The organism is Streptomyces sp. NPDC102514 (assembly GCF_055584525.1).
Window position 1 is genome coordinate 217450 of the sequence record NZ_JBVJLW010000014.1, and the last position, 14239, is coordinate 231688.

The following is a 14239-nucleotide window of genomic DNA, read 5'->3' on the forward strand; positions in this document are numbered from 1 at the left end:
TCCGCTGTCGGCCGATGGTCTACGGCTCCCGAACCAAAGGATGAGCCCGGGTGTTCACACTCACCCGAACGTGCGTACGTACCTTCGCTGCCACGGGGTCTCCACGGCGTGGCGGTCGTAGTTCCGTCGTACGAACTGCACGGCCTCCTCGGGCGGCACGCCGTCGAGGATCGCGAGGCAGGCCAGGGCCGTGCCCGTCCGTCCGCGTCCGCCCCCGCAGGCGACCTCGACGCGCTGGGCAGGGTCGGCCGCCCGCTCCCAGAGGTCCGTCAGCACCTTCCGTGCCTGTTCCCGGTCCGCCGGGAGCCGGAAGTCGGGCCACCGCAACCACCGTGTCTCCCACGGGAGTTCGGCGAGCGTGGACGCCTCCTTGCCGAGCAGGTAGACCCCGTACGTCGGGTGGACGACCGCCGGATCGAGTGCGTTGCGCAGCCCCCGTCCCCGTACCGCCCGCCCGGACGGCAGCCGGAGTACTCCGGGTGTCCCCTCGTCCCAACTCGCCGTCATCCGACCCCCCGTGACTCCTGGGCGGCTCTCGCCTCGATCCCCCGGAAGTGATCCGCCATCGCCCGCTGCGCCCCCTCCACGTCGTGCGCCCGCAGGGCGACGACTATGTCACGGTGGCGGCGGACGGTGACCGCGGGCGCCGGGTCGTCCGTCCAGCCCCGGACGCCGGAGACCCGCCGGAAGACGGTCCAGAAAGCGCCCAACAGCTGCGGCACCAGGGCGTTTCCGAGCGGCGCGTACAGCAATTCGTGGAACTCCCGGTCGAGTTCGGGGAACGGGCGGCCCGCGAGGCCCGCCTCCTCCATCCGGTCGACCACACCCTCAAGCCGTGCCAGCTCCCCGTCCGACAGCTCCCCCGCGACCCGCCGCATCAGCCCCTCCTCCAGGACCTCCCTGACCTGGAGAATCTCGGCCAACGCGCCTGTGTCGTCGGTGTCGTCGCCCTGCCGGGCCAGCGTGCGGAAGGTGAGGCCGTCGACGAACGGGGTCAGCGAGGCCTGGCCGACATAGGTGCCGTAACCGTGTCTGATCTCGACGATGTCGAGGGCCTGGAGCGCCTTCAGCGCCTCGCGCACGGAGTTGCGGCTGACGCCGAGGGACTCCATCAGCTCGGCCTCGGTGGGCAGGGGCGCACCGGCCCGGAGTCTGCGGTCGAGGATCAGCTGGGTGACCTCTCGCTGGATCTGGCTGCTCACGCGCCGCTCGCGGGGGGAGCGCGCCGGGGGGAGGGAGGTCCTGGAGTCGTCGGATGCGCGCCGCTCAGACATGCGCCGCATCGTACGCGGCAGGGACATCCCACGTCCCACCTCCGGACAGGATCCACGTCAATCCAGGGTTGACCATCCGTCAACTCTGCTTGTTCCAGGCCGACATTGGTCGTACCTCTGGCAGAAACGGCATTCGTGCGCGTTCCCTTGACCGCCCCCACGCCCCCTCTTATCGTCACGCTGCACCTATGACGTAGGACGTCGTATCTCCCACTCCTTGCTGGAGGAACCGTGCGCGACGCGACCCCCGCACCGGCGCTGCACCGTCGGTCGTTCCTGAAGTACACCGGCGCGCTCGGCGCCGCCGCCACGATCACCTCCACGCTCTCCGCCTGCTCCTCGGGCCCCGAGTCCACCAACGAGACGGGCGGCGGGGGCGAGGGCGCCGACCGGACGCTCACCGCGGTGATCGGCTACGGCAACGACCAGAGCTGGGACCCGCTGATGACGGCCTCGGCCTTCGCGATGGCCGGCAACCACCACATCTACGAGGGCCTGCTCGACACCGACCCGATCAGCCGTGAGCCGTACGCGGCGCTGGCGACCGCCGTTCCGGCGGACCTTCAGGCGACCACCTGGAAGTTCACGCTGCGGGAGGGCGCGAAGTGGCACGACGGGCAGCCCGTCACCGCCGACGACGTGGTCTTCACCTACGACCGCGTACTGGATCCGAAGACGACGACCCTCGCCAAGAACTTCTTCGCGTCCTGGCTGAAGGAGGTGAAGAAGGTCGACGACCGCTCGGTGGAGCTGATTCTCAAGTTCCCGTTCCCGGACGGGGCGCAGCGGCTCACCCTCGCGAAGATCATGCCGAAACACGTGTTCGGAAAGGCGGGTGCGCTGGACGAGGCGACGACCGGAAAGGCGGTCGGCTCGGGCCCGTACCGGCAGACCGCCCATCACCCGAAGTCCAACACCACCTTCGCCGCGTTCGCCGACTACAACGGGCCGCGAAAGGCCGCGTTCAAGAAGATGAACTGGCTGACGATAGTGGACGCCGCGCCCCGGGTGGCGAAGATCTCCGGTTCGAGCGCGGGAGCGCAGATCTCGGACAACATCCCGTACGCCAACATCTCCCAGCTGGAGAAGGGCGGCCTGAAGGTCGAGGGCGGGGCGGGAATGAACCACCTGTTCCTCCTCTTCAACACCGCCCACAAACCGTTCGACGACGTACGGGTGCGGCAGGCACTGCACTACGCGATCGACAAGAAGAAGATGATCCAGGCCGCGCTGCGGGGGCACGGAAAAGCAGCCTCTTCGTTCCTCAACGAGGGAAATCCGACCTACCGCAGGGCGAAGCCCGTCTACGACTACGACCCGGCCAAGGCGAAGGAGCTTCTGAAGGCCGCCGGGGTCAGCGGGCTGAAGGTCACGCTGATGGCGGTCAACGTGAGCTGGATCGTGGACTGTCTGCCGACCATCAAGGCGTCCTGGGACGCGATCGGTGTCGAGACTACGCTCGAACCGCAGGAGACGGCCGCGCTCTTCACGAAGCTCGACCAGAAGAAGGACTTCCAGGTCGTCGCGGCCGCGTCCAATCCGAACCAGTTCGGGCTCGACGCGGATCTGATCATGCATTACAACTACGGGCCCGGTAACACGTGGATGCGGTATGCGCGGTGGGAGGGGAGTTCTGTCGCGAAGGATCTCTTCAAGAAGATGGATGCGGCTACCCGGGAGCCGGACGCGGAGAAGAAGAAGGCGATGACTCAGGACTACATCGATGTCGTTGCCGAGAACGTGGTCATCTATCCCGTGGTGCACAACGAGTTGATGACCGCGTGGGATTCCGGTGAGCTTACGGGAATCCGTGCTCAGCCTTATCCGGGGATAAACGTACTTCAGGCGAAGTGGGTCTGAGGGTTGTGGGGAGGGTGCGGGTCCGCTGTGGCTGGTCGCGCCCCGCGGCGGAGCCGCAAATCGAAACAGCCCCGCGCCCCTGAAGGCAAATGCAGCTCGGCCAGTTGAGTCGGTATCGCCAGTATCAGCGAGGAGACACAGGTAACCGTGGTCGCGGTCGTCAGAATCTTGATCCGGCGGATCATTCTGCTTGTTCCGTTGATGCTCGGGATCATCATGTTCGTGTTCGTCGTGATGCGGTTCTCGGACAGCGATCCGGCGTCCGCGTACTTCCAGGGCGCGAACCCGACCGAGCAGCAGCTGCACGACTTCAGGGAGCGCAACGGACTGCTGGACCCGTTCCTCGTGCGGTACTTCGACTTCGTCGGGGATCTGCTCCGGGGTGACATGGGCGTCAGCGCGCTGACCAGGGCGCCGGTCGTCGACCAGGTCACCACCGCGCTGCCGCTCACCATGCAGCTGACCTTCCTGGGCCTGGGCATCGCGGTGGTGCTGGCGCTGTTCGGCGGGGTCACCGCCGCGATCTACCGGGACCGCTTCCCCGACCAGCTGATCCGGGTCGTCTCGCTCACCGGGGTCGCGGCGCCCGGCTTCTGGCTGGCGCTGCTGATGATCCAGTACCTCGCCGTGGATGCGGGCTGGTTCCCGACCAGCGGATACATCAATCCGGCCGACTCGTTCACCGGCTGGCTGAAGACCATGACACTGCCCGCGCTCGCCCTGTCGTTGCCGGTCGCCGCCCAGCTCACCCGGATCGTCCGCACGGCCGTCGTGGAGGAGCTGGACCGGGACTACGTACGGACCGCGATCGGCAGCGGGCTGCCCCCGGTGGTCGTGGTCGGCCGGAACGTCCTGCGCAACGCCCTGATGAACCCGTTGACCGTGCTCGGTCTGCGCGTCGGCTATCTGCTCGGCGGGGCGGTCGTCATCGAGACGATCTTCAACCTGCCGGGGATGGGAAAGCTCATGATCGACGCCGTGAAGAACGGTGATCCGGCCGTCGTGCAGGGCGGCGTCCTCACCATCGCCTTCGGCTTCGTCGTCGTGAACCTCGTCATCGACATCCTCTACCTGCTGGTCAACCCGCGTCTGAGGAGTGCCGAGGCATGATGCTGATGTACCGGAAGCGGCTCACCGACGCGCTGTCCCTGCCCGGCCTCCGCCTCAAGGGGTTCACCCGGCTGCCCCTCATCTCCCGGATCGCCGTCGTCGTCATCGGGGTGGTCGTCCTCACCGCCCTGCTGGCCCCGCTCATCGCCCCGCACGACCCGCTCGAACAGTTCCCGCTCGTCGACGACGGCCACGGTGAGGGCGCCCCCTCGGGCGAGCACTGGATGGGGCAGGACAGCCTGGGCCGGGACATCCTCAGCCGGCTGATGTACGGGGCCCGCTGGTCCCTCGCCATCGGCCTCGGCGCGACCGCGCTCGCGCTGGTCGTGGGCGCGGTCGTCGGGGCGGTCGCGGCGACCTCCCGCAAAGCCCTCGACGAGACGCTGATGCGCGGCCTGGACATCGTCATGGCGTTCCCGGGCATCGCGCTCGCGGCCGTCTTCGTCGCGGTGTTCGGCGGCGGCATCCCGATCCTCATCGGCGCGATCGCGTTCCTGTACATGCCCCCGATGGCCCGGGTCGTACGGGCCAACGTGATGGCCCAGTACGGCGAGGACTACGTGACCGCCGAGCGGGTCATCGGAGCGCGTACCCCGCACATCGTGTGGCGGCACGTGGCCATCAACTGCGCAGCCCCGGTCCTGGTCTTCTGCACGGTGCAGGTCGCCGAGGCGATCGTCTTCGAGGCGTCGCTGTCCTTCATCGGAGCCGGTGTCCGGCCGCCGGACCCGTCCTGGGGCAGTGTCATCGCGGACGGCAAGAACATGGTGCTGACCGGCGGCTGGTGGGCGACCGTCTTCCCGGGCCTGCTGATGCTGGTCACCGTGCTCTCCCTGAACATCCTCTCCGAGGGCGTCTCGGACGCGTGGGCGGCGCCCGCGGCCCGCGATGTGCCCACCCGGGAGGCGGAGGACCGCCTGGAGACCCCCGAACCCGGCAGCGGGAAGGTCCTGGAGCTGCCCGGCCTGACCGAGGCGGCCCAGCGGCTGCGCGGCCGGGCCCGCCCCCTGCCCCAGGGACAGCAGCCGGTGCTGAGCGTCGAGAACCTGGCCATCGGTTTCGATGCCCGCCACGGCGGTGTGGACATCGTCGACGGCATCAGCTTCGACGTACAGCCCGGTGAAGTCCTGGGCCTGGTCGGCGAGTCCGGCTGCGGCAAGTCGCTGACCGCGCTCACGGTGATGGGCCTGGAGCCGAAGGGCGCCCGGGTCCGCGGCCACGTGCGGTTCAACCAGCGGCAGTTGGTGGGCGAGCCGATGAGCGTACGGCGCAAGCTCCTCGGCCACGAGATGGCGATGATCTACCAGGACGCCCTGTCGTCACTGAACCCGGCGATGACGGTCCGCGCCCAGCTCAAACAGGTGACCCGAAGGGGCGGCACCCGCACGGGCACCGAACTCCTCGAACTGGTCGGCCTCGACCCGGACCGCACCCTGCGCAGCTACCCGCACGAACTGTCCGGCGGCCAGCGCCAGCGCGTACTGATCGCGATGGCCCTCTCCCGCGACCCCAAACTGATCGTCGCCGACGAACCGACGACCGCCCTCGACGTCACCGTGCAGGCGCAGATCATAGAGCTGCTGCTGAGGCTGCGGACCGAGCTGGACTTCGCGCTCGTCCTCGTCTCCCACGACCTGGCGCTCGTCGCGGACGTCACCGACCGGGTGGTCGTGATGTACGGCGGCCAGATCGTCGAGTCGGGTGTGACGGCGGACCTGGTGGAGTCGCCGTCCCACCACTACACGCGCGGCCTCCTCGGCAGCGTCCTGTCGCTGGAGTCGGCGGCCGAACGGATGACGCAGATCAAGGGGGTCGTGCCGTCCCCGGCGGACTTCCCGGCGGGCTGCCGGTTCGCCGACCGCTGCCCGATGGAGACGGACGTCTGCCGCACGACCGCTCCCCGCCTGGCGGGCCCGCCCGGCCACCACGAGGTCGCCTGCCACCACCCGGCGATCCCTCTGACGACCAGGCCCACCAGCACGCCTACGGCACCGGCCGGGCCGACGGAAGCGAGGCCGTGACATGAGCGGACCGGCAAGCTCTGCCACGGGCCCCCTCGTGGAACTGGACGACGTGCACGTCGTCCACAAGGCGCGCACCGGCGGCCTGTTCTCCCGCGACCGCGTGTACGCCCTCACCGGCGCCGGCCTCACCATCGCGCCCGGCGAGACGGTCGGCGTCGTCGGCGAGTCCGGCTGCGGCAAGTCGACGCTCGCCAAGGTCCTGGTGGGAGTGCAGAGGCCGACCTCCGGGACGGTGTCCCTGCGGGGCGGCGACCTGTGGACGATGGCCCCGGCACTGCGCCGGACGACGGTGGGCGCGGGCACCGGCATGATCTTCCAGGACCCGTCGACGGCCCTGAACCGGCGGCTGACGGTACGGCAGATCCTGCGCGATCCGCTGGATGTGCACAAGCGCGGCACGACCGCACAACGCGAGGACCGCGTACGTGAGTTGATGTCCCTGGTCGGACTCCCCGGGGCGCTGGCGGACGGCCTGCCCGGCCAGCTCTCCGGCGGCCAGCGCCAACGGGTCGCCATCGCACGGGCGCTGGCCCTCGACCCGGACCTGGTGGTCGCCGACGAACCGACGAGCGCGCTGGACGTCTCGGTCCGCGCCCAGATCCTCAACCTCCTCCTCGACCTGAAGGAACGGCTCGGTCTGGCGCTGGTCTTCGTCTCGCACGACATCCAGACCGTACGCAGGATGAGCGACCGCGTCATCACGATGTACCTCGGCCGGATCGTCGAGGAGTCCCCGGCCGACGAGGTGACCGACCGGTCCCGGCACCCGTACACCCGCGCCCTCTTCTCGGCGACGCCCGGCCTGCTCGACCCCATCGACCCGATCCCGCTCGTCGGCCCCGTCCCGTCGGCCACGCGCCCGCCGAGCGGCTGCCCCTTCCGCACCCGCTGCTGGAAGGCGGACGCGGTGTGCGCCGAGTCCATGCCGGACTTCTCGGCCGCGTCGACGCCGGGGCACCGCTTCCGCTGCCACCATCCTGTGGAGGACGGCCTGTCGACCCGGGACCTGGTCGCGCAGGCGGTCACCACGGCCGATCCCCCGAAGGAGCCTCGATGACCCTTCCCGCCCCGCTGACCGGTGTCGTACCGCCCGTCTGCACGCCCCTGACACCGGACCGCGAGGTGGACGTCCCCTCACTGATCAGACTGGTCGACCATCTGCTGGAGGGCGGGGTGGACGGCCTGTTCGTCCTCGGATCGTCCTCCGAAGCCGCGTACTTGACCGATCGTCATCGGAGGCTGGTCGTCGAGACGGTGGTCGGGCATGTGGCGGGCGGGGTGCCCGTCCTCGCCGGCGCCATCGACATGACGACCCCGCGCGTCCTCGACCACGTCCGGTACGTCACGGACGCGGGCGCCGACGCCGTGGTCGTGACAGCCCCCTTCTACACGCGCACCCACCCGGCGGAGATCGCCCGCCACTACCGCCTCGTCGCCGCGCGTTCGCCCGTACCGGTCCTCGCGTACGACCTGCCGGTCGCCGTCCACTCCAAGCTGAGCCCCGAACTCGTCCTCGAACTGGCGGCCGACGGGACGCTGGCCGGGCTCAAGGACTCCAGCGGGGACGAGGGCGGGTTCCGGGCGGTCGTGACGGGCGCCCGGGCGGACTCCGCCATCACCGGCTTCAGCGTGCTGACCGGGTCCGAACTGGTCGTCGACTCCGCGCTCGCCCTGGGGGCGGACGGGGCGGTGCCGGGGCTCGCGAACGTCGACCCCGCGGGGTACGTGCGGCTCTACCGGCACTGCCGGGCGGGGGAATGGGCCCTCGCCCGGGACGAGCAGGAGCGGTTGTGTGCGTTGTTCGGGATGGTGCGGGTGGGGGACGGGGGGCGGATGGGGGGTTCTTCGGCTGCGCTCGGGGCGTTCAAGGCTGCGCTGCAGTTGAGGGGGGTCATCGCGTGCGCGGCCGTCGCGGAGCCGCAGGTCCCGCTGTCCGCGGAGGAGGTCGGAGGGGTGGGGAAGTTCTTGGCGGGCGCGGGTTTGCTGTAGCCCTTTTCCTCGCCCCCGCCGCCCCTACCCGTTCCCGTCAACGGCTCGGGGGCGCTGCCCCCGAACCCCCGGTCCTCAAACGCCGGACGGGCTGAATATGTCGCGGGTGGGCGTAGAGGTGTCGGTGCAGCCGCAACTCTCAGCCCGTCCGGCGTTTGAGGACACGGGGGCGAGGGGGCGCAGCCCCCATGCGTGGACGGGAACGGGTAGGGGCGGCGGGGGCGAGGAAAGAGCCTTACAGCTCATCCGCGCCCACCCGCCGGAAGGCGATCCGTTCGTAGGGCCCCGTCGTGCCCGTCTCATACAGCACCCCCACCCTCCCCCCGGCCCCAGCCAACTGGACCAGGTCCGAATACGCGGCCCGCTCCCCCGACAGCGTCAGCGCCTTCGTGAAGGTCTCCCCACCGTCCCCACTCCTCCACACGGCCATCGCCGAACGAGCCGTCGGCACGGACGGCCCCGAGAACAGCAGGGGCGCCCCCGCAGGACCGGCCACCTGCAGCACACTCCCCTGCACGACGGGCACGTCGGACAGCGTCGGCTGCACCCGGAAGGGCCGGTCGAGCGTGACACCCCCGTCACTGGAGTAGCTGTCGAGCCGGTTCCCCGCACTGCTCCCGTTCTGGTCGCGCGAGCTGAAGTACAGCCGCCCGTCGGGCAGTTGCGCCGCAGCACTCTCGTTCGCGTTGTCGATCCCGTCGTACGAGTCGTCCACGAACCCGATCCGCCACGACAGCCCGCCGTCGTCGCTGTAGAGGGCGTGCGCCCCGTAGTACTTGGCCTCCTGCCCGGTGTCGGCGGAGCCGGACGGCGGCGCCGCCGAGTGGTTGGCGGGCACGACGAGCCGCCCGGCGTACGGTCCCCGGGTCAGCGCCACCGCGTGCCCGGGCCCGGTGGCGTACCACCGCCATCCCGGCAGCTTCACGGCGGCGGTGATCTCCCGGGGTTCACTGAACCGGCGCCCGCCGTCCCGGCTGGTCTGCACGAAGACCCGCCGGCTCTGCTGCTGCGTGACCTCGCCCCGCATTATCTGCGCCTCGGTCACAGCACCGCTGTTGTAGGACGTGAGGAGGACGACCTTCCCGGTTCGGGGATCGACCACGGGCGCGGGGTTGCCGCGGGTGTCGCCCTCACCGGCGGCGACGACGCTCAGCGGTCCCCACGTACAGCCGCCGTCGTCGGACCGTCTGAGGACGACGTCGATGTTGCCGGTGTCCCCGGCGCCGTTGTGTCTGCCCTCGGCGAAGGCGAGCACCGTGCCGGCCCTGGTCCTGACGGTGGCGGGGATGCGGTACGTGTCGTAGCCGTTCTCCCCGGCCGCGAAGGGGACGGAGGAGACGCATCCCCTGACCGGCCGTTCCGTGGCGCTCGCCGCGTGCGCGGTCCCGGGGGACGCGAGCGCGGCGGCGAGCCCGGTGACTACGGCGGCGAGGGCACTGGAACGCGGACAGCTCTTCAAGAACACGGCTCACCCTTACCCGGACATAGGACATAGGACATGGGACATACGAGACAGGAGATAGGACGTGGGATGTCGGCGGTGAAACTAGTGCGGTCCGAGGGACAGGGCAATGCCCCCCGCACCCCCGTATCACTCAGACCGCTCGGACCGCTCAGGCCGCCCCGGGTATCACGAGCCCCGACTCGTACGCCACGATCACCAGCTGCGCACGGTCGCGCGCCCCCAACTTGCCCATGATCCGGCTGACATGGGTCTTCGCGGTCAGCGGGCTGAGCCCCAGCGCCTCCGCGATCTCGGTGTTGTTGAGCCCGCGCGCGACCAGGGCCAGCACCTGCCGTTCCCGTTCGGACAGCCCGTCGGGGCCGCCCACCGCGGACGTCACCGTGTCGGGCGCGCGCAGGAAACGGGCGATGAGCCGCGCGGTCGGGCCCGGCGAGAGCAGGGACTCCCCCGCGGCCACGGTCCGGATGGCGTCGAGGAGTTCGGCCGGCCGGATGTCCTTCACCAGGAAGCCGGACGCCCCGGCCCGCAGCGCGTCCACGATGTGCTCGTCGGTGTCGTACGTCGTCAGGACCAGCACCTTCACCCCCGCGAGATCCTCGTCGGCGGCGATGAGCCGGGTCGCCTCGATACCGTCCAGGTCGGGCATGCGGAGGTCCATCACGACGAGGTCGGCCCGCGCGGAACGGGCCAGTTCCACCGCCTCCCGTCCGGTGCCCGCCTCGGCGACGACCTCCATGTCCCCCGCCGACGCGACGAGCATCGCGAACGAGGCCCGTACGAGCCTCTGGTCGTCGGCGAGCAGTACGCGGATCGTCATCGGGTCTCGTCCTCCCTGGGCAGCGGCAGCACGGCGGTCACCTCGAAGCCCGTCCCGGGGCCCGGTCCGGCGTCCAGCGTGCCGCCCACGCTACGGGCTCGCTCGCGCATCCCCACGAGTCCGAACCCCGGCGTGCCGCCGGCCGCCCCCGGCGCGCGGCAGCCCGCCCCGTTGTCCGTGACGCGCACCCGCAGGGCGCCCTCCGCGGTCCGCAGCCCCACCCGGACGGTGAGGTCGTCCCGGCCGCCGTGGCGTACGGCGTTGGTGAGGGCCTCCTGCACGATCCGGTAGGCGGCGGCGCCCACGGAGGGCGGTACGCCGTCCGCGTCGACGTCCAGTTCGACGTCGGCCCCGGCCGTCCTGGCCGCCTCCGCGAGCGCGCCCAGCCCGTCGAGGCCCGGCAGCGGCCCCCGCCCGTCCGAGGAACCGCTCACGCTCAACTCGTTCGCCCGCAGCACCTCCAGTGTCGTACGCAGCTCTCCCCTGGCCGTCCGGCAGGTCTCCGCGATGCCGTCGAGTGCCTGGGCGACGGCTCTGCGGTCGAGCCGTTCGGGATCGACGGTGAGGACGTGGGCCGCCACCGACGTCTGCACGCCGATCAGGGTGATGCTGTGCGCGAGCAGGTCGTGCAGGTCACGGGCGATCCGCAGCCGTTCCTCGGCGACGCGGCGCCGGGCCTCCTCCTCGCGGGTCCGTTCGGCGCGTTCGGCCCGCTCGACGATGGAGGCCACGTACTGGCGGTAGAAGCGGGCGTCGACGCCGAAGAACAGGACGGCGATGATCCAGCCGGAGGTCCGCAGGAACTCCAGGGCCCCGTCCGGGTTGATGAAGCCGTTGATGACCAGCGTCGGGCCGAGGACGGCGACGGCGGTGAGCAGCGTACGGCGTATCGTGCCGGTCGCCGCGACCGTGTAGAGCGCCAGGAGGGTCGCGGGGATCGGCACGGCGTGGTTGTAGTCGAGGGCGTGGTACGGGCTCGCGCAGGCCGCCACCGCGAGCAGCACGAGCAGCGGACGGCTGCGCCGCCACACGAGCGGCACATGGGCGCCGGCCAGCAGGGCCCAGCCGAGCGGGTCGAGCGGGCGTCCGTCGACGACGAACAGCGCGAGGACGACGGCGACGCCCGCGACGCCGACGGCGAGGAACGCGTCGTTGCGGGTGCGGTGGGGCGCGGTGAGCGGATCACGGTTGATGACCGCCATGACCCGCTCGACACGGCGAGGCCGCACGTCACCGCGTACGGCGTCTTTGCGTACGGCGTCACCGCGTACGGGTTCACCCGGTACGGCTGTGGTCGCTCCCCGTTCCTGCACGGCTCCATCTTCCGGGACGGGGGCGCCCCTCCGGCAGGAAGCGGGAGAGGCGCCCGGTCGGACGGTACGTGTGATCAGGGCGCGCCGACCCGTTCCGGCTGCCGGGGCGGCTCGGCCTGTTCACCGGGCCCACCTCGCTCTCCGGGTTCGCGGGAGAGCGCGCCCGGCCACCACACCTTCCGCCGCAGGGCGACGCTGGCACTGGTCACCAGGTACGTCCGTACGAGGAAGGTGTCGAGGAGCACGCCGACGGCGATCACGAAGCCGAGTTCGACGAGTTGCACGAGCCCCATGTTCGTCAGCACGGCGAAGGTCGCGGCGAGGACCAGACCGGCCGAGGCGATGACTCCGCCGGTGGTGCGCAGGGCGGTGAGCGCGGCGGCGGCCGGTTCGGCCCCGGCGAGGGACTCCTCCCGCATCCGGTGCATGAGGAAGATGCCGTAGTCGACGCCGAGGGCGACGAGGAACACGAAGGACAGCAGCCCGAGCCCCGGGTCGGTTCCCTCGAAGCCGAGGACCGGCCCGAAGACCAGGCCGCCGATGCCGAGGGCCGCGCCCCACACGGCGACCACGGCGGCCACCAGGAGGAGCGGCGCGACGAGGCTGCGCAGCAGTCCGATCAGGATGAGCAGCACGGAGACGAGAACGAGCGGTACGACGACCTTCGTGTCCCGGCTGTTGGTGTCCTCCAGATCGATCTGCTGGGCGCTGTCTCCGCCCACGTACGAACCCTTCAACTCACCGCGCAGGGCCTTGATGGTGGCGGTCTCCCCCGCCGACTGGGGCGCGTCCCGGGCGATGACAGAGATCTCCGTCCAGCCGTCCCCCGAACGGCCCTTCTCGGCGCTCTCGACGCCCCGCGTGTCCCGGATCGCCGCGAGGGCCCGGTCCGCGCGCTCCTCGGGGGCGATCACGTCGATGGGCTGGGTGCCGTGCTGCGGGTAGGCCCTGGCGAGGGTCTGCATGGCGGTGACGGCCTCCGGCTTGTCGACGAAGGAGTCCTCCTGCTTGACCGGCCCGGGAAGGTTGAGCGTGCCGAGGGCGAGTGCGCCGAGCAGGACGGCTCCGGTGGCGAGCACCGTCAGCGGCCTGCGTCCGGCGGAACTGCCCATCGCGGCGAACAGGCTCCGGCGGCGCTGCTCGGGCCCACTGCCGAAGGCGGGCACGAGCGGCCAGAACACACGCCGGCCCAGCAGGACGAGGATCGCGGGGAGCAGGGTCAGCATCGCGATGAGCGCGCAGAGCACCCCGACCGTACCGAGGGGGCCCATGCCCCGGCTGCTGTTGAGGTCGGCGGCGAGCAGGCACAGCAGGCCCACGGCGACGGTGCCGGAGGAGGCGAGCACGGCGGGGCCGCAGCCGCGCAGGGCGGCGACCATGGCGTCGTACGGGCGCTCGATGCGCCGCAGTTCCTCGCGGTAGCGGGAGACGAGCAGCAGGGCGTAGTCGGTGCCCGCGCCGAACACGAGGATCGTCATGACGCCCGCGCTCTGGCCCGAGACGGTGGTCCCGAAGGCCTGGTTGAGCCCGTAGGCGACACTCATCGACAGATAGTCGGCGATCCCGGCGACGGCGAGCGGGACGAGCCACAGGACGGGGCTGCGGTAGATGAGGACGAGCAGGAGGGCCACGACGGCGACGGTGGTGTAGAGCAGGGGCCCGCCGAGCGAGTCGTAGACCTTGCCGGCGTCGGTGGCGAGGGCGCCGGTGCCGCCGACCTCGACGCTCAGCCCGTCCCGGGCGTCCTGGCCGTGGGCGATGCCCCGGACGTCCTCGACGAATGCGTCGCGCAGTTTCTCGTCGGTGCCGGGTTCGTTGCTGACGAGCGGGTACATCAGGGTCGTCCCGTCCTTGGACGGAACCCCCTCCGGTACGTCGGTCCGGCCGACCAGCTCATGCTTCCCGGCGATCTCCCCGACCTGCCCGGCCGCGGTGTCCCGGTCGGCGGCGCTCAGTCCGCCCTCCCGGTGGTACACGATCACCAGCTCGGTGCTCTCGCCTCCGGGGAGCCGTTCCTGGACCTTCGCCACCTGGGTCGAGTCGGCTTTCGCCGGCAGGTAGTCGGTGACCCGGTCGTGCTGCACGTCGGCGAGCTTCGCCGCGAACGGGCCGGCCAGGGCGAACAGGGCGATCCACAGCCCCAGCACCGCCCAGGGGACGGCTCGCCTGCGCCGCTTGCCCGTTCTTGTTGCTTTCCCAGCCCCCATGGACGATCTCCCTCTCGACGCTTCCGCTTCCGCTTCCGTTGCCCCTTCAGCCTTTCGGTGCGGGCGGCGACATGCGTCGGACGTGAGTCTGAGCGGGCGGGTACTGCCGGGGGTGGCGGGGGCCGGGGATTACTCCCACGGGAGTAGTGGCGCGCATCCGGGTGCGGCCCGGTGGGGGCC

General features: G+C 70.9%; 11 protein-coding genes. 5 read left to right on the forward strand and 6 right to left on the reverse strand.

What is annotated here, in order from left to right:
- Positions 1 to 60: 60 nt before the first annotated feature.
- A complete protein-coding gene (locus ACZ60E_RS31685) occupies positions 61 to 507 on the reverse strand; it encodes a protein-tyrosine phosphatase family protein (protein ID WP_453794716.1) in 447 nt (148 codons plus the stop codon).
- Complete coding sequence (locus ACZ60E_RS31690) at positions 504 to 1274, reverse strand: FadR/GntR family transcriptional regulator (RefSeq protein WP_469444873.1); 771 nt, start codon at positions 1272 to 1274, stop codon at positions 504 to 506. The genes ACZ60E_RS31685 and ACZ60E_RS31690 overlap by 4 nt, the downstream gene beginning before the upstream one ends.
- A gap of 231 nt (positions 1275 to 1505) precedes the next feature.
- On the opposite strand from ACZ60E_RS31690, the gene ACZ60E_RS31695 reads away from it, so the two are divergent.
- The 5 genes from ACZ60E_RS31695 (at position 1506) to ACZ60E_RS31715 (ending at position 8257) form a co-directional block, all read left to right on the forward strand.
- Positions 1506 to 3134 (forward strand): ABC transporter substrate-binding protein, encoded by a 1629-nt coding sequence (locus tag ACZ60E_RS31695; RefSeq protein WP_469444875.1) that lies wholly within the window; start codon positions 1506 to 1508, stop codon positions 3132 to 3134.
- 147 nt (positions 3135 to 3281) lie between these two features.
- A complete protein-coding gene (locus tag ACZ60E_RS31700; RefSeq protein WP_469444876.1) occupies positions 3282 to 4244 on the forward strand; it encodes an ABC transporter permease in 963 nt (320 codons plus the stop codon).
- Positions 4244 to 6265 (forward strand): dipeptide/oligopeptide/nickel ABC transporter permease/ATP-binding protein, encoded by a 2022-nt coding sequence (locus ACZ60E_RS31705; protein ID WP_469444980.1) that lies wholly within the window; start codon positions 4244 to 4246, stop codon positions 6263 to 6265. Before ACZ60E_RS31700 ends, ACZ60E_RS31705 begins: the two co-directional genes overlap by 1 nt.
- A 1-nt stretch (position 6266) precedes the next feature.
- Entirely contained in the window at positions 6267 to 7325 is a 1059-nt protein-coding gene (locus ACZ60E_RS31710) for an oligopeptide/dipeptide ABC transporter ATP-binding protein (RefSeq protein ID WP_469444877.1), read from the forward strand.
- On the forward strand, positions 7322 to 8257 hold the full coding sequence (locus tag ACZ60E_RS31715; RefSeq protein WP_469444879.1) for a dihydrodipicolinate synthase family protein: 936 nt from the start codon (positions 7322 to 7324) through the stop codon (positions 8255 to 8257). The genes ACZ60E_RS31710 and ACZ60E_RS31715 overlap by 4 nt, the downstream gene beginning before the upstream one ends.
- Positions 8258 to 8492: 235 nt before the next feature.
- Here the strand turns inward: ACZ60E_RS31715 and ACZ60E_RS31720 are convergent, their stop codons facing one another.
- The 4 genes from ACZ60E_RS31720 to ACZ60E_RS31735 all read right to left on the reverse strand — a co-directional run bounded on the left by ACZ60E_RS31720 (position 8493) and on the right by ACZ60E_RS31735 (position 14059).
- Positions 8493 to 9716, reverse strand: coding sequence for a sialidase family protein (locus ACZ60E_RS31720; RefSeq protein ID WP_469444981.1), 1224 nt, complete (start codon positions 9714 to 9716; stop codon positions 8493 to 8495).
- Positions 9717 to 9870: 154 nt separating this feature from the next.
- Entirely contained in the window at positions 9871 to 10539 is a 669-nt protein-coding gene (locus ACZ60E_RS31725; protein WP_384816479.1) for a response regulator, read from the reverse strand.
- Positions 10536 to 11852 (reverse strand): sensor histidine kinase, encoded by a 1317-nt coding sequence (locus ACZ60E_RS31730; RefSeq protein ID WP_469444881.1) that lies wholly within the window; start codon positions 11850 to 11852, stop codon positions 10536 to 10538. Before ACZ60E_RS31730 ends, ACZ60E_RS31725 begins: the two co-directional genes overlap by 4 nt.
- Positions 11853 to 11926: 74 nt before the next feature.
- Positions 11927 to 14059, reverse strand: a complete 2133-nt coding sequence (locus ACZ60E_RS31735; protein ID WP_469444883.1) for an MMPL family transporter — start codon at positions 14057 to 14059, stop codon at positions 11927 to 11929.
- Positions 14060 to 14239 lie beyond the last annotated feature (180 nt).

Coding starts and splice junctions, on each gene's coding strand:
- ACZ60E_RS31725 (WP_384816479.1), bottom strand. CDS start 10,539: ATGACGATCCGCGTACTGCTCGCCGACGACCAGAGGCTCGTACGGGCC.
- ACZ60E_RS31710 (WP_469444877.1), top strand. CDS start 6,267: ATGAGCGGACCGGCAAGCTCTGCCACGGGCCCCCTCGTGGAACTGGAC.
- ACZ60E_RS31735 (WP_469444883.1), bottom strand. CDS start 14,059: ATGGGGGCTGGGAAAGCAACAAGAACGGGCAAGCGGCGCAGGCGAGCC.
- ACZ60E_RS31685 (WP_453794716.1), bottom strand. CDS start 507: ATGACGGCGAGTTGGGACGAGGGGACACCCGGAGTACTCCGGCTGCCG.
- ACZ60E_RS31690 (WP_469444873.1), bottom strand. CDS start 1,274: ATGTCTGAGCGGCGCGCATCCGACGACTCCAGGACCTCCCTCCCCCCG.
- ACZ60E_RS31715 (WP_469444879.1), top strand. CDS start 7,322: ATGACCCTTCCCGCCCCGCTGACCGGTGTCGTACCGCCCGTCTGCACG.
- ACZ60E_RS31705 (WP_469444980.1), top strand. CDS start 4,244: ATGCTGATGTACCGGAAGCGGCTCACCGACGCGCTGTCCCTGCCCGGC.